The organism is Carboxylicivirga litoralis (genome assembly GCF_025499605.1).
Taxonomy (GTDB): Bacteria; Bacteroidota; Bacteroidia; order Bacteroidales; family Marinilabiliaceae; genus Carboxylicivirga; species Carboxylicivirga litoralis.
Map to the genome: position 1 here is coordinate 145358 of NZ_JAFMVC010000005.1, position 20453 is coordinate 165810.

At 39.9% G+C, this 20453-nt stretch carries 12 protein-coding genes; 7 read left to right on the top strand and 5 right to left on the bottom strand.

The genetic code is table 11. The annotated features are described in order from the left end of the window. Window positions 1-198: 198 nt before the first annotated feature. Window positions 199-1101 (bottom strand): EamA family transporter, encoded by a 903-nt coding sequence (locus J1N10_RS07055; protein WP_262325986.1) that lies wholly within the window; start codon window positions 1099-1101, stop codon window positions 199-201. Window positions 1102-1235: 134 nt separating this feature from the next. Here J1N10_RS07055 and J1N10_RS07060 point away from each other — a divergent pair, with 134 nt between their 5' ends. Continuing rightward, the gene (locus tag J1N10_RS07060) at window positions 1236-2561 is read left to right on the top strand and encodes an amidohydrolase family protein (RefSeq protein WP_262325987.1); all 1326 of its coding nucleotides are present in this window, start codon (window positions 1236-1238) and stop codon (window positions 2559-2561) included. Window positions 2562-2623: 62 nt separating this feature from the next. Beyond that, a complete protein-coding gene (locus J1N10_RS07065) occupies window positions 2624-5017 on the top strand; it encodes a GumC family protein (protein ID WP_262325988.1) in 2394 nt (797 codons plus the stop codon). 2 nt (window positions 5018-5019) lie between these two features. On the opposite strand, the gene J1N10_RS07070 is transcribed toward J1N10_RS07065, so the two are convergent. Beyond that, on the bottom strand, window positions 5020-5766 hold the full coding sequence (locus tag J1N10_RS07070; RefSeq protein ID WP_262325989.1) for a glycosyltransferase family 2 protein: 747 nt from the start codon (window positions 5764-5766) through the stop codon (window positions 5020-5022). A 7-nt stretch (window positions 5767-5773) separates the two neighbouring features. Further along, on the bottom strand, window positions 5774-6301 hold the full coding sequence (locus J1N10_RS07075; RefSeq protein WP_262325990.1) for a DUF7935 family protein: 528 nt from the start codon (window positions 6299-6301) through the stop codon (window positions 5774-5776). 283 nt (window positions 6302-6584) lie between these two features. On the opposite strand from J1N10_RS07075, the gene J1N10_RS07080 reads away from it, so the two are divergent. The 5 genes from J1N10_RS07080 (at window position 6585) to gyrB (ending at window position 15774) form a co-directional block, all read left to right on the top strand. Beyond that, on the top strand, window positions 6585-7784 hold the full coding sequence (locus tag J1N10_RS07080; RefSeq protein WP_262325991.1) for a pyridoxal phosphate-dependent aminotransferase: 1200 nt from the start codon (window positions 6585-6587) through the stop codon (window positions 7782-7784). A 166-nt stretch (window positions 7785-7950) separates the two neighbouring features. Next, window positions 7951-8682, top strand: coding sequence for a cell division ATP-binding protein FtsE (locus J1N10_RS07085; RefSeq protein WP_262325992.1), 732 nt, complete (start codon window positions 7951-7953; stop codon window positions 8680-8682). A 148-nt stretch (window positions 8683-8830) separates the two neighbouring features. Beyond that, window positions 8831-11875: a tetratricopeptide repeat protein gene (locus J1N10_RS07090; RefSeq protein ID WP_262325993.1), complete on the top strand. Its 3045-nt coding sequence runs from the start codon at window positions 8831-8833 to the stop codon at window positions 11873-11875. A gap of 11 nt (window positions 11876-11886) precedes the next feature. Next, window positions 11887-13647 carry a TonB-dependent receptor gene (locus J1N10_RS07095; RefSeq protein WP_262325994.1) on the top strand — a complete coding sequence of 587 codons (1761 nt, stop codon included), beginning with the start codon at window positions 11887-11889 and terminating at the stop codon, window positions 13645-13647. 162 nt (window positions 13648-13809) lie between these two features. Continuing rightward, on the top strand, window positions 13810-15774 hold the full coding sequence (gyrB, locus tag J1N10_RS07100) for a DNA topoisomerase (ATP-hydrolyzing) subunit B (RefSeq protein ID WP_262325995.1): 1965 nt from the start codon (window positions 13810-13812) through the stop codon (window positions 15772-15774). A 161-nt stretch (window positions 15775-15935) separates the two neighbouring features. On the opposite strand, the gene J1N10_RS07105 is transcribed toward gyrB, so the two are convergent. Beyond that, a complete protein-coding gene (locus tag J1N10_RS07105; protein ID WP_262325996.1) occupies window positions 15936-17309 on the bottom strand; it encodes an efflux transporter outer membrane subunit in 1374 nt (457 codons plus the stop codon). After that, on the bottom strand, window positions 17296-20451 hold the full coding sequence (locus tag J1N10_RS07110; protein WP_262325997.1) for an efflux RND transporter permease subunit: 3156 nt from the start codon (window positions 20449-20451) through the stop codon (window positions 17296-17298). The genes J1N10_RS07105 and J1N10_RS07110 overlap by 14 nt, the downstream gene beginning before the upstream one ends. Between the last annotated feature and the right edge of the window lie 2 nt (window positions 20452-20453).

Consider the following 20453-nt stretch of genomic DNA (forward strand, 5'->3'; position numbering starts at 1 on the left):
CAATGCGTTAGGTTTGTTTGCTCTTATGCGCTATTTGCATTACAATAATTGTCGTTACAATCGGTGCTGTGTTAAACAATATGTATGCCAAGTGGAGTAAGTGTCAGCATTGCTGCTAGATAGGGTTTGTTTCTGTTTAACGACAATATTTAAAAAATGTACGATTTTGTGAATGTTGGTGTACGAAATCGTACGAATTTAGCTTAAAGTGGAGCCGTATATGAGAACGGCAATTCCAATTAATATGCCCGTCAGGTAATAGGCTTTCTTTTTAATATTTTGTTCTTTGAATACGATAGCGCCGAAAGTAAATGCAATAATAACACCGCCTCTTCTGATGGCCGAAATGACTGAAATAAGGGCGTCGGATTGGCTGACTGCTTTAAAATAGATGAAATCGGCCAGTATTAAAGTGATTCCAATAAGAGGAATTGTCCATCGAAAAGAAAAAGGTGTTGATGTTTTTCGATTAGGCCACCATAGGAGTAGAATGATGGGTATCATTAATAATGTTTGATAGATTGAAAACCAGCATTGCACAGCTAATCTGTCTACTCTATGGAGTAGGTGTTTGTCGTACAGGCCACTTGCGGCGCCGCTGATAGTAGCCAAAATGATGAACCAAAACCATTTATTGTTTTTAAAGCTGATGCCTTCTGTTTTTCCGGTGGTTGAAAACAGGTAAAAAAAAGAAAGCGTAGTAATTATGCCAATCCATTGGTAGGTGTTAAGTTGTTCAGAAAAAATCAGGATGGCGCCAATTAAGGTCCATAATGGTCCGGTAGCTCTGATTGGTGCCACTATGGTAATGGGCAAATGTTTAAGCGCAAAAAAAGAGAATATCCATGAAATTAGAACGATTACTGACTTTAAAAGAATCTGAAGGTGTTCATTAATAGTGATGTTTGGTATAAATAATTCATGTTCTGCAGTTATGTAGTTGTTAACTGATAACAGCCACAGAGGAATGAATAGAAGGGCAGACGACATTATGCTTATCATTAAGACAGGGAGAACTGCATTGTTATTTAGTGATGCTTTTTTGAAAACATCGTAAACGCCAAGTAATAATGCTGAGGATAATGCCAGGTAAAACCACATATGAATTATTTTGGCGCAAAAGTATCAAAGAAATGAAGAAAGTCAGAACATCTACGATTAATTGTTCATTGTGATAGTGGGTTGGGTTGTAATTGCTTAGTTGAATTGATATATTTAGAAAAAAAACAACCGTCGTGGATTATGTTCTGATTAAAAATGGGAAGATTGTCGTTGATGGAGAGTTGAGGAGTAAAGATGTGTTAATTGGTAATGATAAGCTGATTGATGTTGATGATGCTATTGAAAGGCCCGAACCAGAAACGCCTGTGATTGATGCTAGCGGCAAATTTCTTTTGCCTGGCACTATTGATACTAATATTTTTTTTAGTGAACTGATAATGCAGGATGAAGAGGCATTGAAACGCTTTAATCAGGCGCATATCAGTTGCGGAACGACTACGGTCATTGAACCGGTTTTTCCTCAATCGTCATTTTTATATAAAGAGGAACTGTTGCGCAAAAAAGAGGTGGTCCATGGCATTAATGCTGATTATGGCTATCACCTTTCCTTGAATGACTGGAAGGAGTTAAGTGGTAATGATATTGATTATTGTTATGCGCATGAAGGAGTGGCCTCTTTTTATCTTAAATGGCCTGTTAAGCCAGATGAGCATAAAAGATTGGAAAAGCTATTGAAATTTGCAGCTAAAGATTCAACGCCCATTTTGGTGGAAATGCATAAACCGGGAGAAGAAAGTTTTTGGTACGAATCCGCATCAGCTGTTTATGCTGAAACCATCGCCAGTCATATCAATCAATTGGATGCTTTTTTGCAGATTGCTACTGAATTGGGGTGTGTTGTTTGTATTCAGAATGTTTGTTTTAAGGAGGAGTTGGATGTAATTGAGGAATATGCGACCAGTGGTCATGTGTATGCTGAATTGATGTTTCCATTTCATATTTCAAATTCTGATAGAATTGCCGTTGATGGTCGCTCTGTTTATTCCGGACTTCCGGTTGTTGAGGAGTTAAGTTTACTTTCAGAAGAAACGATTTGGCGATGTTTAAAGCAGCAAAATTACTTTGTGGCGCGACCAATGAGTAAATTGTTTGCACAAGGTGTTGTGAAAGATAGTCAGGTTGATAATCGACCTGATGAATATTTTTTAATCCGAAATTTACTATCCGTTTTGTTTACGTGGGGCGTTACAAGTGGTAGGATTACTTTTGCGGAGTTGATTGACTTAATGGCTTGTAGAACGGCGAAGTTTATGGGCTTGTTTCCGCAAAAAGGCATTATTCGTGTTGGTAGTGATGCTGATGTTGTGATTTGGGAACCAGGTTTTAAGAGGAATCTTTATTGTCATTTGCCAGGTATGCAGGAAAAAGTGAAAAACTTTTTCCCCTTGCAGGGGCGAGTTGAGTTTGTTTTTGTTAAAGGGCAAATGGTATATAATGGAGAGAGTTTTAGTGATGATTTGGTAAAAGGCAGATATTTATACAGAAGTCCATATTTATAGAAGTAAAGCGTAATTATTAAAAGGCTGAAAATGTATATATTTGGCAAGCCAAATTTATATGAATGAGTAATATTGATACTTCACAACAAACCAACCATACAGAAGTAAGAAAAACAGGGGGTGATAATCTATTTGATATCAATCGATTAATTCGACTTGTACTTAAGAATTGGTACCTTTTTGTTATTTCCTTTCCGCTTTGTTTTGGTGCTGTTTTTTTATATCATCGTTATACCGTACCTGTTTACAAAGCTTCTGCAACCCTAATGCTGAAAGGGAGTGAGCAGAAGTCAATATCTCAAGCTGACTTAATGGAGGGCTTTGGTTTGTCGCCAGAAATGCGAAGTGTGGAAAATCAGAGTTTTATTATTCGTTCGCGTAATATTATTAAAAAAGCGATTGATCGCCTTGATTTTGGCGTGTCGTATTATCAAAAAGGCCGTTTTAAAGATTCTGAATTGTATAATCGTTCACCATTTACAATTGTTTTTGACTCTATTCATCCGCAGTTGTTAAATGTTCCTATTGAACTCAATTTTTTATCCGATAATAAAGTTAGAGTTCATGTAAAGAGTGAAGGCGGTGTATTGCATAATTATGCCCGTGAGGAGTTTGCCGGACGTGCAGGCTTGCTTGATGTTGACCAGGTTGTCAATGAAGGTGAGTGGTTGAAGAATGATGCTTTCGCATTTAAAATTAATAGAAAAAGTAATGTTAGTCTCACGCCAGGCACATCGTACTATTTTATTTTTAAAACACATCAGCAATTAACAAGTGAATACCGGTCCTCGCTTGGTGTAGCACCTTATCGTGAGGGTTCAAGTATTTTATTTATTACATCTATCGGTACTAGTCCAAGTAAGATTGTCAGGTTTTTAGATGTGTTATGTGAGGTAATTTTGGAGCATAATCTGGATCAGAAAAATGATATGGCGACTCGTTCTATTGCCTTTATTGAAGCGCAGTTAGCAACGGTTGCCGACACCTTGGATAAAGTGCAAAATCGTTTGTCGTCGTATCGTAAAGCCAATCGCTTTATGGGGCCTTCAGAGTTTTCGCAGAAGCTGGCAGATAAATATTATGAAACAGAAACTGAGCTGAAAATGCTCAATATGCGCATCGATTATTATAAGTTTTTGCAAAAGAACCTTGAGTTGTCGGATGATTTCGAACAGTTTTTGCTGCCGGCAGTTGATAATGAGAGTACAGGTTTGGTAAGCGAGTTGGTGAAGCAATTGATTGAATTGCAGAAGGAAATAGAAATGCTGAAAGGGTCGGCCCAGGAGAATAATCAATATGTGGTGACACTGAATGGGCGAATTGAAGTAACCATTGATTTGCTGAATAAATCCATTAACCAGGTGTTGCGTAATCTGATGCTGGAGAAAAGTGAAATTGAGAAGGAGTTGCAGTCGATTGTTCGGGATATGGAGAAGTTGCCTGAGTTGGAGAAGGATTACCTGATTATTGATCGTACTTATAAATTGAATGATGCAATTTATACGTTCTTGTTACAGAAGCACTCTGAAACGCAGATTTCAAAAGCAAGTAATGCGCCCGATAATGAAGTGATTGATAATGCATCTGTTTCGGCGATTGTTTCTCCCAATAAAAGTAGTGATTACAAAAAAGGATTGATGCTGGCCTTGCTTATTCCTGCTGTTTTTATTGGATTGAAAGAGTTTTTAAACACAAAGGTCCGGGGTAATGATGATCTGCGAAGTTTGGTGCCACACGTGCCGGTGGTTGGTATAGTTGTTAATAATAAAAGTGAAGCTGAGAATGTGATTCATGAATATCCGCATTCTGTTATTAGCGAAACCTTTAGATCGATACGGACCAAGCTTAAGTTTATGGCTGGAGCCAGAGAGTTGAAGGTTATTACTTTAACCAGTTCAAATACAGGTGAAGGAAAAACGTTTTGTGCACAGAATATAGCATCGGTATTTGCCATCTCGGGTAAGAAAACGGTGATTGTCGGTTTTGATATGCGCAAGCCACGCCTGACTGCCTTATTTAATTTGGAGGCAAAAGAAGGTTTGTCGAACTATTTTATAGGCCAATGCTCCATTAAGGATATTATTTATGATTCTTTTTTGGAGAATGTGAGTGTTGTTCCAGCCGGGCCAATTCCTCCCAACCCAAGTGAGTTAATTGTTGGAGAGAAAACAGATGAATTATATGCCTATTTGAGAAAAGAATTTGATGTGATTGTGATTGATTCACCGCCAATTGGGTTGGTGGCAGATGCACGATTGTTGATGCAGCACTCTGATTGTAATCTGTTTATTGTGCGATCTAATTATACTTCAAAAGATCATATGGTGCATACCATTGATAATTTGGTGAGTGAGCAAGTTGAAGGGCTTGGGGTTATTCTTAATGATGTCTCTATTAATGAAAAAGGTTATGGGTATTATACAGCTGAATACTACGGGGGAAATACCCACGTTTAGCTTTAGCCAAAAAACTGAAAAACCTTACTGAAGTTTTTAATAAATAAAGCGTATAGGCCACCAATTTTATTATTTCTTAAAGCGCGGTAATCTTCCTTCGATTTACGGATGATATTCTTTAAGGAATTGTTGCTAACACCGCCAAGGCGCATGTTGATGATGGTCTGGTCAATAAATAAGCTATTGGTGTCAGGGTGGGAGAAGAGTCTCAGCATATAGTCGTAATCGGCTGAAATCTTAAAGTGTGTATTGAAAAAACCTAATTTCTGAATCAATTCATTTTTAATATAGACTGTTGGATGAGCGGGCATCCAGCCTCGTTTAAGTAGTTTGGGTGAAAAAGGCTGGCTTTTCCAGTAGCGTATTATATGGTGAGGTGGATTTTCCTGGATGTAATTGAGATTACCGTAACAAACGTTTTTGTTGTCTTTTATTGAGTGGATGATATTCTCAATCACAGTTTCATTATAAAACATATCGTCGGCATGCAAAAAGCCCACCCATTCGCCTGAAGCCATTCTCAAGCCCTTGTTCATGGCGTCATAAATGCCATTGTCGGGTTCGCTTATCCATTTATCAATGCCGTCATTGTTAGCTTCAATAATTTCCTTTGTTTTGTCGTTTGATTGGCCGTCAATTATCAGGTATTCGATTTCATTGCGTTTGGTTTGTTTATTAACGCTTTGAATAGTATCACACAGAGTTTTTTCACAATTATAAGTAACCGTGATAATTGTTATTTTCTTCATTGAGTTCTTAGTCAAAATAATACAGCTGAATATCTTTTTTTAGTGCTTCTTTGGCTTTTGTAAGGTAGAAATTGGTTTCATTGATGCCTTTCTCTAAAATAACTCTCGAAAGTTCCATTGAAGGTGAAGTCGGTTGCACTTCGCCAGATGATGTGTTGATGAGTTTTATGATTTCATCGCGCGATTTAATGATGGTGTCCCAGGTTTTTATTGGAAGATAGACCTGCATCGCAAAGTTGTGCTCAAACTCCTGCCGGATGATTTGCAGTAGTTGTTTTTGTAATTGTAAGCTGGTTAAGCCGGGTTTGTTTTCTCTTAAAACTATCGCTTCAGGGCTAATGCGCTCCAGTAAAATCGTTAAGCGTTCGTAGGCTTGTAGTCGTGTTGGTATCAATTCTTTAAAGGTGCTATTGGCGAGCTCGAGTTCCTTAAGTTTGATGTTGTGTTTCAAGAACCACCTGAACAAAATAAGTAGTGGTGTTGCTATTAGAAAGACAACGCCTGCTATTTTAAGTAATTCATTAAGAGCTATCATATGTGTGAAATTTACGTGTTTTTTATAGTGGCTTGTTAAATTGTAAATTTATAAATCATTGTATTATGAATTGAAAATAAATTGATTCGAAATTTTGCAATGATTAATTGTGTATATGTGTAAGTAAAAAATAATAAACTTTAATAGTGTCTATGCTCGTAAATGTTGCTTGCTTATGATTTTTAACTAATTTTGTTGCTATTCGAATGCAAGATATAAAATGTTTTGCTTTGAGTAGAGATGTTAATAAATTAAGTCATTCAAGTAATAAGGAGAGTTTTTGATGAGTACAGATGTTATTTCGAACCGAATTAATGCATTGTCTGAGTCGCAAACCATTCAGATGAACCAAAAAAGCAGAGAATTGCAAGAAAGTGGTGTTGATGTAATCAACCTGACGTTGGGCGAGCCTGATTTTAATACACCTGAGCATATTAAAGACGCGGCTATTAAGGCAATTAATGACAATCTTTCTCATTATCCTCCTGTGGCGGGCTTTCCGGCTTTAAAGCAAGCTATTGCTGACAAACTGGAAAAAGACAATGGGTTAAGTTATGCGGCCAATGAAATTGTCGTGTCGGGCGGTGCTAAGCATAGTTTGGCCAATGTTTTACAGTGTATTGTAAATGCTGGTGAGGAAGTTATTATACCTGCACCTTACTGGGTAAGTTATATTGAATTGGTTAAGTTGGCCGAAGGAACACCGGTAATTGTAGAGGCGGGTGTTGATACTAAGTTTAAAATAACACCTCAGCAGTTGGAGGATAGTATCACACCAAAGACAAAAGCTATTTTATTTAATTCTCCTTCGAATCCAACGGGTAGTGTATATAGTCGTGATGAGCTAAAAGCTTTGGCTGATGTGCTCGAAAAGTATCCCCATGTTTATATTATTTCTGATGAGATTTACGAAAAGATTAATTTCGTTGGAAAACACATTGGTTTGGCTGAATTTGAGTCGTTGAAAGAGCGTACCATTGTGATTAATGGTGTGTCAAAGGGCTATGCCATGACCGGATGGCGTATAGGATATATTGCCGCTCCTGCTAATATTGTTAAGGCTGTTGCAAAGCTGCAAGGACAGTTTACATCTGGTGTTTGCGCCATTGCGCAGGCAGCATCAATACAAGCTTTTGAGGGAGATCAGCAATGTGTTGAAGATATGAGGGTGGCATTTTATAAGCGTCGTGATCTGGTGTTGGATATTGTTAAAGATATTCCGGGCTTTAAAGTGGCAGTACCCGATGGAGCTTTCTATATTTTTCCTGATGTGAGTGAGTATTTTGGAAAGAGTTATGGTAAATATACAATTAACACGTCAATGGATTTATGCATGTATTTATTGGAAGATGCCCATGTGGCATCGGTTCCGGGAAGTGCATTCGGAAGTGAAAAATGTGTTCGCTTCTCTTACGCTACGGCTGATGATAAATTGGTGGAAGCTTTTAATCGTGTGAAAAAAGCGCTTGCTCAATTGAAATAATATAAAAATTACATATTGTTTTAGCCCTGGGGTATTCTTATCTCAGGGCTTTTTAATTCATACCAATGGAATAAGATTTCAACAGTTTACCTGTTGATAAGTATTGGTTTTATATCCGGTAAAAAAATTGTTTCTTTGATTGATTAAATACAGTCATTGATTTGATATGAGGAAGCAACCCATAAAAAGTACAAATACCGAAGGGAATATAATAGAGTTTAAAAATGCTTGCATTCGCCAGCAGGAGCACCTGATTTTACAGGATGTAAACTTTAGTATCCAACCGGGAGAATTTGTGTATTTGATTGGTAAAGTGGGAAGTGGGAAGTCAAGTTTGTTAAAGACAATGTACAAAGAGTTGCCCCTTGAAGAAGGCTATGGCTTTGTAGCTGGTTATCCACTTAAAACCATTAAAACCAATCAGGTGCCTTTGTTACGACGAAAAATGGGTATCGTCTTCCAGGATTTCCAACTATTGTCCGACCGCAGTGTGTATGATAACTTGATGTTTGTGCTGAAAGCAACAGGCTGGAAGGATAAGAAAGATATGGATAAGCGCATCCGTGATGTGTTATCGCATGTTGATATGGTACACAAAGGCTATAAAATGCCACACCAACTTTCTGGTGGAGAGCAGCAACGTATTGGAATTGCCCGAGCACTTCTGAATTCACCAGATTTAATACTGGCTGATGAGCCAACGGGTAACCTCGATCCGGATACTTCTGATGAGTTGATGCACTTGTTGAAAAAGATTTGCCTGTCGGGTAATACCGTTGTGATGGCAACGCACAATTACAACTTGCTCAAAAAATTTCCGGGACGAACGATTCGATGTGAAGATACACGCTTGTTTGAGTCGAAGCAAGAGGAAATAGATTTTGATTTACTCGATTAATAATGATTGAATCACAGATAGATTAAATGCTCCATTCATATTGCTGATGAAGCACTTTTGTTATCTTTAGCAGCATATTATTCGCTACAGAATAAAAATAGGAAAACAACGTTTTATAGTTAAAACATAACTTAAAGGCCTTATCCTTATGATGAGAAAAATCGCATTATTGCTTTTTGTCAGCCTTGTGCATTGTTCTTTTGCACAACAATCACTCAAATTCGACTCAAGCCATAAACTGTACGAGCGAGGCATGGATATGTACCGCTTGGGAAAGTATGGTTTGGCACGCATTAATTTTAATAAGTTCGTTGATGAAGCCAATGGTGAGAATTCATCATTTGTAGCCGAAGCTGCCTATTTGTCGCGCGTGTGTGCACAAAAACTCGAGAATGAGGACGTAAAGTATTTGTGGGAGAGTTACATGGAAGAGTATCCATACAGTAACCGTCTGCATTATGCCAAAATGAACCTGGGCGAGTATTATAAAGAACAGAAGAAATACAAGCAGGCATCGCGCTGGTACGACAAAGTTAAAGCATCTGCCCTGGATGAAGAAACGCAGGTTGAATACTATTTTTCGGCCGGTTATGTGTTGTTTATGCTGGAGGATTACGATGCGGCTCTGGGCTATTTCAATAAGATAAAAGGAAGAGATAACAAATACAGTTCGTCGGTGCAGTATTACTATGCGCACATTCAATATCAGAAGGGCAATTACCAAACGGCCCTGGATGAGTTTAAGAAGATAGAAAATGATAAAGGCTTTAAAAATGTAATTCCTTTTTATATTGCACAGATTTACTACCTGAAAGAGGATTACGATGATGCCATAAAATATGCCGAGCCACTAACACAAGAAGGCACAAAATCGCGCCAGGCAGATATGAACCGCATTGTGGCTGACTCGTATTATGCACAAAAGCAATACGAAAAGTCCATTACCTATTATGAAAAAGTCATCAGGTTAGTGGATGAACCTCTGCGTGCCGACTACTACCATTTAGGTTTTGCCAATTATTTTACCAAAAATTACGAGGAAGCTGTAAAAGGTTTATCTCTAGTAACAGCAGGTGATGATATTATGGCACAAAATGCCCATTATCATTTGGGCGATTGTTACTTAAAGCTTAACGATAAAAAGCGGGCTCGCGTCGCGTTTGAGGCGGCCTCAAATAACGACTACGATAAAGAAATTCAGGAAGATGCTTTATTGAATTATATCAAGTTGAACTACGAGTTATCTTACTCACCATTCAATGAGATTATTAATTCCTTTATGCGCTTTATCGAACTCTTTCCGGAAAGTGACAAAATTGATGAGGCCTATGAATATTTGGGCAAAGCCTTTTTAACTACAAAGAATTACCGTGAGGCCTTGGCGTCGATGGAAAAGATACAGCGCAAAACGGGTGATGTTTACCGAGCCTTGCAGCGTGTGGCTTATTATCGTGGATTGGAGCTGTTTACCGATTTGAGCTTCGCCGAAGCCATTGAGTTTTTCGATTACAGCTTAAAATATGCCGAGTATGACAAATCATTAAAAGTAGGCGCTTACTATTGGAGGGGCGAGGCGTATTACCGAACGGGAGATTATGCCAAAGCCATTCTCGATTTCCGCGAATATATTTATCAGCCCGGTTCATATGAGATGAAAGAATTTCCAGTTGCTCACTATAATATTGCCTATTCTTATTTTAAGCAAAAGGAATATACCGAGGCCCTGGGCTGGTTTCGCAAGTACATCAACATGACCGATAAGCGTGACCGTATGATGTTGGGTGATGCTTATAACCGGGTGGGGGATTGCTACTATGTGAATCGCCAGTTTTCGCAAGCGGTTAAAAACTATGACCTGGCAGCAGGCATACCTGAGAGTTCGCCCGATTATGCCATGTTCCAAAAGGCCTTTTGTTTAGGCTTGATGAAGCAGTATGATGAGAAGATTTCGGTGCTGGATGATATGATTAACCGTTATCCGACATCACCTTATGTCGATGATGCCTTGTATGAAACAGGGCGCTCCTATGTGGCATTGGGTAATAATGACCGGGCAGTCTATTATTATAAATCAACCAAAGAGAAATACCCCAAAGGCAGTTATGCGAAAAAAGCGATGCTGCAGCTGGGCTTGGTATATTATAATAATAATGACTCGGATAACTCCATGAAATTCTACAAGCGTGTGGTCAACGAATATCCGGGAACGGATGAGGCGGAAGATGCTTTAGTTGGTATTCGTAATATCTACATGGATAAGAACGATTTGGATGGTTACATGAAATACACTGGTTCACTGGGGGCATTTGCCCAGGTTAATGAGCGAGAGCAGGATAGCTTAATGTTTGTGTCGGCTGAGCGTTTTTATATGCAAAGCGATTGCGACCGGGCCATCAGTCATTTTAAAAATTACCTGAATAAGTTTCCTGATGGCAAATTTGTGTTGAATGCGCATTTCTATAAAGCCGATTGTCAGTATAAAACAGGAGAATATACCGATGCCTTGAGTTCGTTTGAGTACGTAGCCGAACGTGAAAGAAGTTTATTTACCGAAGAGGCCTTGATTCGCATGGGAGAACTGCTTTATCAGCAAGAGGCTTACCGTAAAGCCTATGAAAGCTTTAATCGATTGGAGCTGGAAGCCGAAATTTCGGAAAACCGACTGGAAGCCAAGATTGGAAAAATGCGTTGCCTGGTTAAAATGAATCAGCCAGAAGAATGTATTAAAGCAGCTGAGAACTTGTTAACTACGGCTAAGATTGCTGATGAAATTAAGCGTGAAGCCATTTTTAATATGGGCAAAAGTTATCAGGAATTGGGTAATAACGAAAAGGCATTTGAGAATTATCAGCTGGTGTCATCCAATACCAAAAGTGTTGAAGGGGCTGAAGCAAAGTACCAGGTGGCCCAAATGCTTAGCGACCGTGGTGAAAAAGATGCAGCAGAGAAGGAAGTGTTCGATTATATTGATAAAGGAACATCCCACCAATATTGGTTAGCACGTAGTTTTATCTTATTAGCCGAAATTTATAATGAGCGTGGAGAGACTTTCCAGGCTGTACAATATCTGCAAAGTATAAAAGATAACTACGAAGGTGACGATGATATTGAGCAGCGTGTTGATGCGTATTTGAAAAGCTGGGATACACAGGAGAAAGAAACAACGGACACTGAAACAATTAATGTTGGATAATTGATTAGACAATGAGGTATTATTATATAGTTTTTATCACAATTGTAGCAGCTGTACTAACTGTAAATAAGGCAGCTGCACAGGAAGAAATTAATCAGGATGTAAAAGTAGTTAAAGCTTATACGCCAACGGTTTCTGATGCTTTTAAGGTGAGCTACATGCCTGATTTGAATGACTCTTCATCGTTTAATCCCAATTTTAATTACCGTATTCTGAGCACTTCAGTGGCGACTAATTACCAGCCGGCACCAATAGCCGCGGCTAAAATCAATACGAAGCGCAAAGAGTATCTGCACAAGTCTTACATCAAAGGTGGGGTGGGTAATTACAGCTCTGTTTTTGCCGAGTTGGGCTATAATATTTTAGAGAATGAAAAGTATGTATTGGGTTTAAATGTTGGGCACCTGACCTCGATGGGTGATTTAACACTGGAGGATGACAACACAGTAGATGCACCTTTTAATGATACCTGGGCAGCGGCTGATTTTAAGCACTTCTTTGATGATAAAACCCTGAGTGTTAATCTTGGGTTTATGCATAATAAGTTTCAGTATTACGGCTATCAAACCATGACCGATGGCGATATGTATTGGTTACCAGATGGTACTTTATCGCCGGGTGTTACTTTCAGGCAAGATAAGGATCAACGTTTGTCGGGATTTAGTGGTAGTATAGGTCTGAGTAACAATGAAACAGATAAGCGTAAAACGCGCTATGCCATTGAAGGTGGATTTTCTACATTCGGCAACATGACCGGTGTAAGCCAGTTGGGGATTGCAGTAAATGGTAAGCTGTCAAAACCAATCAATGATTTGGCCTTTGATATTAACGGTGGAATTGAAAGTTACAGTACCAGTGTACCCGATACAATTGGGCCAATGTACACCTTTAAAGAACGCAATCAAACGATGATACGTGTTAATCCGGCGATCAACTTTAAGTTTGATCGTGCTAATTTACGCGTAGGAATGCAGATAGCAGGTATCATCGACAGCGAGGGCGATGAGTTTTACCTCACGCCTGATGTGATGGGAGAGTTAACCGTTGTTGAAGGTATTGCCTCCATTTATGGTGGTATCAATGGGAAGGTAAACATGAATGATTATCAAAGTATGATGAACGAAAATGCTTTTGCATCCGCTGATATTAATGTGAAGTCATCATTATATGGATTAAACTTTGTAGCTGGTATTAAAGGTAATTTCAGTTCATCCATGTCCTTCTCAGCCGGTATGGAATATGGATTGTTTAACGATGAGCATTTCTGGGTGAATAAGCCTTATACGGGTATGGAAGCGCCGGGTGGTGTTCAAGCTATTCAGCATTATTCCAATGTATTTGATGTTGTATACGACGATGGTTCTTTGCTCAAGGTAGCAGGAGAGTTGATGTATAAACCCAAGCAAACCATTGAATTTGCCTTAAATGGCGCGTATTATGGTTGGAGCCTCGATAATCAAGCTGATGCATGGCATATGCCAGAAGTAGAATTGGGGCTGGAAGGAAGCTTTAATTTATTAGATAATCTATACGCCACCGCTGGTGTTAAGTACTTGGGAGAGCGCTCTGCATTAGATGCTTCGAATGCGACTACATCAGTGAAGTCATTAGATGGCGTTGTTGATGTAAATCTAGGTACTGAATACTACTTTAGTAAGCAATGGTCATTTTGGTTATCTATGAATAATTTGGCAGCTTCAAAATACTACAAATGGAATGGTTATCCCATGCAGGGATTTAATGCAAAAGCGGGCGTAATATTCTCTTTTTAAGTGGTTTTAAATCAGTTAGAATAAGAAGATAAAAAGTAAGCAAAAATCATCATTTAAACAGCGTTTAAATGATGATTTTTGCTATATTTGTGTGTCTTTCTGTAAGGAGGATGAATATAACCGGTTAAGCCGGTTTTTTTACGCTTTTCAAAAGAATATAAGATGAGTGATCAGGTAAATGAAAATGTAAATAAACAAGGCGAATATAGCGCCAGTAGCATTACCGTATTAGAAGGCCTGGAAGCTGTTCGTAAGCGTCCCGCCATGTATATTGGTGATGTTGGCGAAAAAGGATTGCACCACTTGGTTTACGAGGTGGTTGATAACTCAATTGATGAGGCTCTAGCCGGCCATTGTGATTCGATTGAGGTGATTATTCACGAAGACGATTCTATTTCAGTAAGTGATAATGGTCGTGGTATTCCAACTGACTTTCACGAGAAAGAAGGAAAATCGGCGCTTGAGGTAGTAATGACGGTCTTACACGCCGGTGGTAAATTTGATAAAGATTCATATAAAGTATCTGGTGGATTGCACGGTGTGGGTGTATCTTGTGTGAACGCCCTGTCAACCATGTTGAAGGCAGAAGTTCATCGTGGAGGTAAAATACATACGCAGGAGTATTCAATCGGTAAGCCGGTAACTGAGATTACTGAGATAGGCACTACTGATCGCACTGGTACGATAGTGACCTTTAAGCCTGATGATTCAATCTTCAATACAACCACTTATAAGTTTTCAATTCTGGCTAATCGTTTAAGAGAATTGTCATTCCTGAACAAGGGAATCAAAATTCGTTTAATTGATGAACGTGAGTTGGATGAAAACGAGCAGGTAAAAACGGAAGAGTATTTATCAGAAAGAGGGTTAGAAGAATTTGTAGAGTTTATTGATGAGTCGCGTGAAAAGTTAATTGATAAGGCAATTCATATCTCAACAGAGAAGAATGATATTCCGGTGGAGATTGCGATTCTATACAATACATCGTTTGCTGAGAACATCTATTCATACGTCAATAATATCAACACTATAGAAGGAGGTACACACTTAACCGGTTTCCGTCGTGGTTTAACACGTACATTAAAAACATTTGCCGAGAAATCGGGTATGTTAAGCAAGTTGAAGTTTGATATTAATGGTGATGATTTCCGTGAAGGACTTACAGCGGTTATTTCGGTTAAGGTGGCAGAGCCTCAGTTTGAGGGACAGACCAAAACCAAATTGGGTAATGGCGAGGTAAGCTTGTCGGTTGACCAGGCAGTAAGTACCATGCTAACGAACTATTTGGAAGAGAATCCAAAGGATGCCAAGGATATCGTAAACAAAGTTATTTTAGCTGCTCAGGCACGTCATGCAGCTCGTAAAGCACGTGAATTAGTGCAGCGCAAGAGTGTATTGAGTGGAGGAGGTCTTCCAGGTAAACTAGCCGATTGCTCCGATAAAGATCCTGCAGCCTGTGAGGTGTTCTTAGTCGAGGGAGATTCGGCGGGTGGTACTGCAAAGCAAGGTCGTGATCGAAAGTTTCAGGCAATTTTACCATTACGTGGTAAAATTCTGAATGTGGAGAAAGCTCTTCAGCATAAAGTGTTTGAAAGTGATGAAATCAAGAATATTTTCACGGCATTGGGTGTAACTATTGGTACGGAAGAAGATAGTAAGGCATTGAATGTTGAAAAGCTTCGCTATCACAAGATAGTCATCATGTGTGATGCCGATGTCGATGGTAGTCACATTGCGACTCTGATTATGACGTTCTTCTTCCGTTACATGAAAGGTTTGATTGAAAACGGGTACTTGTATATTGCTACTCCACCATTGTACCTGGTGAAAAAAGGTCAGAAACAGACCTATTGCTGGAACGAAGAACAGCGCCTACGCTTAGTTGAAGAGTGGGGTGGAGGTAAAGAAAGTGCTTTGCATATCCAACGATACAAAGGTCTTGGTGAGATGAATGCTGAGCAATTATGGGAAACAACCATGAACCCGGAAGAGCGTACATTGCGTCAGGTGACGATTGAAAGTGCTACTGAGGCAGATCGTGTATTCTCCATGTTGATGGGTGACGATGTTCCGCCTCGTAGGCAATTTATCGAAGAGAATGCGACATACGCTAATATTGATGCATAATAGTTGTCTGTTCATAAAGCAATAGACATAAATTAGATGACATAAAAAAACGAGACAGGTTTGAGGACTTGTCTCGTTTTCTTGTTTTAGGGATTGTATTTTTATTGACAATTATCAATCCATAAAGATACAATCCTAAATATCATATGAGGATTAGCATGTTACTGCCAACCACCACCTAATGCCTGGTACAATTGGATATAAGCCTCCAATAAATCTTGTCGGTTACCTGTTTGCGACATTTGTGCGTCAAAGGCCTGGCGTTGACTCTCAAGGAATTCAATATAACTGGCAATCCCTTTGTCATACCGGTCGCCAGATAATTGAGCTGCTTCAACCGCCGCTTCCACATGTTCTTGTATAGCTGCCTCTTCTTCTTTTAATGTTTCTATAGTAATTAAGGCATCTTCAACCTCTCTAAAGGCATTGAGTACTGTGTTTTCGTATTGATAAACGGCCGCTTCGGTCCGAGCACGTTCAGCCTTTACACGATTGGAGTTTTTGCCCCAGTTAAAAATTGGACCTAATAAGCTACCACTAATATTCCAGGCCGGATCACCAGAAGTCATTGTGCTTAAATCATCGCTCGCCAAACCGAGCATGCCGGTCAGACTAATGGATGGCAGACGAGCAGCCTGAGCAGCACCAACCAGTGCATTCTGCGCTATCAATTGTTGCTCGGCCATTAAAATGTCTGGACGACGATTGAGTATATCTGAAGGAATTCCTGGCGGAATGGCGGGTATTTCAGAATATGATTCCAACTTATTCTCCAGCTCAATTAAATGAGGATTCTCACCAATTAGCACGGATAACAGGTTTTCAGATTGCGCAGCATAACGCTTATAAAGCGGTATAGCTGTTGCTGCAATGGCTTTTTGAATACGTGAATGATTAACATCAATGGCCGGAATAATGCCCGACTCAAAGCGTTGTCTTAATATTTGATAAGAACTGTCGCGAATAGCATAGGTTTGCTCCGCAATCAATACTTTGCTATTAAATTCCATCACCTGGAAATAGGTGGTTGCTACCGTTGTTATCAATGACAGGCGCAAGGCATTTAACCCATATTCAGATGCCAGGTATTGTGCTTTGGCAGCTTCATTCATCCGTCGCAGTTTACCCCAGAAATCAATTTCCCAGCTAGCCTGTCCAACGATGCTGAAGTTGTTGGTTGGTTCAGCCAGTTTAATGGCTTGGAAATTGCCTCGTCCAGCCGAACCTGAATAGTTGAACTGTGGCCAAAGGTCAGCTTTTTGAATGGCTAGCTGAAGTCGCGCTGCTTCAACATTTTGAGCAGTAGCCAATAAGTCTCTGTTATTCTCCAGGGCCTTTTTTATAAGCGTATCTAAAACTGGATCATTAAACAATTGCCACCATTTTAAAGCTTCGTTATACGTGGTGTCACCATAGGAAAACACAAAGCTTTGTGGCGATTCAATTTCAGGCCTTGAATAGTTCTTGCCCATTTTACAGCTACTTATAAAAAGTGCTGTAAGGGCCAGAAATAATATGTATCTAGTTATTTTCATTATCGTTAGATTTTTCGTTGGCTAATGCTCTTTTTTCTTCATACTTAGCGAGTTTTCCAATGAAAACAAATAGCATTGGATACATAACAACACCTAATACGGTGGCAATTGTCATTCCGCCTAATAATGCCATTCCCATCACTTTGCGGGCTTCAGCACCAGCACCTGAAGCTGTTACGAGAGGCAATACTCCAAGGATAAAAGAAAAGGCAGTCATTAAAATTGGTCTGAAGCGTAGTCGTGCTGATTCAATGGCTGCATCGAATAAGCTAAGGCCTTCATCAAACTTAATTTTAGCAAACTCAACAATTAGGATAGCATTTTTAGCTGCCATAGCGATTAGCATTACTAATGAGATTTGCATAAAAACATTGTTTTCAAAGCTTGGGCTGAAGAAGCGGGCAATCAGTACAAACAACATTGCACCCAACACAGCAAAAGGTGTTCCCAGCAAAATGCTGAATGGCAATGACCAGCTTTCGTACTGCGCTGCTAAAATGAGGAAGACGAATAAAAGCGCAAAGATAAAGACGACATTACCCGAACCGCTGGCTTTCTTTTCCTGGTACGACATATTGGCCCATTCATAGCCCATGCCAGATGGCAACACTTCGTTAGCTACTTCCTCCAAAGCATCTAATGCTTGAGCTGAAGAATAGCCGGAGGCCGGTGAACCGGAAATTTCAACCGAACGATATAAGTTAAAACGGTTGGTGAAATCAGCACCGTAACTCTTTTCAACCGTAACCAGTGACGACAGTGGTAAGCTCGCACCGTCTTTGTTTTTGACAAAAAACATGTCCAGTTGGTCAGCATTTAACCTGAATTCAGGGGCTGCTTGCAGATAGGCCTTATAGAGGCGCCCAAATCGGTTGAAATCGTTGATGTATGCACCTCCAAGAAAGGCGCTGATAGTGGTGTATAAATCATTCAATTGAACACCGGCTTTGAGGGCCTTGTCACGGTTAATGTTTAAACGACGTTGCGGAACATTGGCTCTAAAGGTGGTGAAAATATTTGCAATTTCTGGTCGTTGTTGAGCTGCAGATATAAATTTTGCCGTTTGTTCTGCTAAATATTGTGGGGTATTGCCCTGTTTGTCCTGTAGCATTAATGAGAAGCCTGAACCACTTCCTAGTCCTGGAATAGCAGGCGGGCCAAAGGCAAAGACCTGGGCTTCTTTAATGCCCTGATAAAACATGAAATTCAGTTTTTTAGCTAACCCGTTGGCCTTTAATGAACGGTCTTCCCAATTTTTCAAGGTTACGAAGATGATGCTAGAATTTGTAGACATGCTTCCCGATAATAAATTAAAACCCGAAACGGAAGCTACACTGGCAATCTCATCCACACTGTTTAATATCGTTTCCACCTCGTTAACCACTGCCTGGGTGCGTTGTAAAGATGCTGCATCGGGTAATTGCACATTCACAAATAAGTAACCCTGATCTTCTTCCGGGATAAAGCCTCCAGGTACAAAACGGCCAACAATGATAATGAGCACAACTGTTGCACCAATAAAAATAACGCTTCGTGTAATTTTTCGAGCGACCACATTGGTTATTTTCATGTATTTTACCGAGCTGCGATCAAAAGCTTTGTTAAACGACTTGAAAAAACGACCAAGTAAACCACCAGGAACTTCTGGTTTTCGTAATAGGATAGAGGCCAGTGCAGGTGAGAGAGTTAAGGCGTTAACCGATGAAAAACAGACGGATACAGCTACAGTTATAGCAAACTGCTGATATAGGCGTCCTGTAATACCACCCATGGAAGCGACTGGAATGAATACCGCGATAAGCACTAGAGTTGTGGCTATAACGGGAGCTGTTACCTCCTTCATGGCAGCAATGGTTGCTTCGCGGCGGTTCATTCCTTTCTCAATATTAACCTGAACAGCCTCTACAACAACAATAGCATCGTCCACCACAATACCAATGGCTAATACCAAGCCTAATAAAGATAAGGTGTTGATGGTAAAACCAAGCATCGGAAATACGGCAAAGGCACCAATAAGCGATACCGGAATAGCAATGGTTGGGATTAGTGTAGCCCGCCAATCCTGGATAAAGAGGAATACAACCAGAATTACCAGGATTAATGCTACCACTAAAGTGATAGCTACTTCCTTAAGTCCTGCTGTAATAGGGGCAGTGGCATCCAGTGCAATATCGTAGGTCACACCTTCTGGAAATGCTAAAGCCAGCTCATCCATGGTTTTCAATATTTCTTCTCCCATGGTGACAGCATTGGTTCCTGGCGACTGGTAGATGGCAATCAGTGCACAGGGGTTTCCTTTAAATTGTGCATTTGAATTATAGCTTTCTGTTCCTAATTCAATGGTAGCCACATCCTTTAATTTCACCTGGCTACCATCTTTATTGGTTCTGATAGCTACTTCACCAAATTCTTCCGCTGTTACTAAACGGTCGGGTAAAGTAACAGTATAAGTGTGTTCTGTACCAGCAGGAGCTGGTTCAGCTCCAAATTTACCACCTGGTACAATGACATTCTGTTCGCGTATAGCAGCTGTTATTTCCGGCACGGTCAGGTTAAGTTGCGATAGTCGGTCTGGTTTAATCCAGATGCGCATGGAGTAGTCGCTTGCACCCATAACCTGAACGCGTCCTACCCCTTTGGTTCGGGCCAGGATATCCTGAATGTTGATAATCGAGTAGTTACCTAGAAATTCCTGATCGTAACGACCATCACTATAAACAGCCAAGGCCATTACAATACTACTCATACTTTTTTGAGTGGTAACACCAAGTCGCTTGACCTCTTCTGGCAATTTGGCAGTAGCGGCAGAAGCCCTGTTTTGTGCAAATACTGTATTCATATCAGGATCGGTGCCTACTTCAAAGGATATATTAATCGCCATACTGCCATCGTTGGCGTTGGTCGACTTCATATATATCATATTTTCAACGCCATTGAGTTGTTGCTCTAATGGTGTGGCAACCGATTGCTCTACGTTTAAAGAATTGGCTCCTGTATAATTAGCTCGTACCTGAACCATTGGAGGAGTGATGTCGGGGAATTGCTCCATTGGCAATTGTAAAGCTGAAATTCCACCTACAATAAGAATTACGATGGCAATAACCATGGCCACAATGGGCCTTCTAACAAAAAAATTACCCATAA

Bases quoted from the DNA above. Each gene is read 5' to 3' on its own strand.
- J1N10_RS07055 (WP_262325986.1), bottom strand. From the start codon at position 1,101: ATGTGGTTTTACCTGGCATTATCCTCAGCATTATTACTTGGCGTTTAC.
- J1N10_RS07065 (WP_262325988.1), top strand. From the start codon at position 2,624: ATGAGTAATATTGATACTTCACAACAAACCAACCATACAGAAGTAAGA.
- J1N10_RS07070 (WP_262325989.1), bottom strand. From the start codon at position 5,766: ATGAAGAAAATAACAATTATCACGGTTACTTATAATTGTGAAAAAACT.
- J1N10_RS07075 (WP_262325990.1), bottom strand. From the start codon at position 6,301: ATGATAGCTCTTAATGAATTACTTAAAATAGCAGGCGTTGTCTTTCTA.
- J1N10_RS07080 (WP_262325991.1), top strand. From the start codon at position 6,585: ATGAGTACAGATGTTATTTCGAACCGAATTAATGCATTGTCTGAGTCG.
- J1N10_RS07085 (WP_262325992.1), top strand. From the start codon at position 7,951: ATGAGGAAGCAACCCATAAAAAGTACAAATACCGAAGGGAATATAATA.
- J1N10_RS07090 (WP_262325993.1), top strand. From the start codon at position 8,831: ATGATGAGAAAAATCGCATTATTGCTTTTTGTCAGCCTTGTGCATTGT.
- J1N10_RS07095 (WP_262325994.1), top strand. From the start codon at position 11,887: ATGAGGTATTATTATATAGTTTTTATCACAATTGTAGCAGCTGTACTA.
- gyrB (WP_262325995.1), top strand. From the start codon at position 13,810: ATGAGTGATCAGGTAAATGAAAATGTAAATAAACAAGGCGAATATAGC.
- J1N10_RS07105 (WP_262325996.1), bottom strand. From the start codon at position 17,309: ATGAAAATAACTAGATACATATTATTTCTGGCCCTTACAGCACTTTTT.
- J1N10_RS07110 (WP_262325997.1), bottom strand. From the start codon at position 20,451: ATGGGTAATTTTTTTGTTAGAAGGCCCATTGTGGCCATGGTTATTGCC.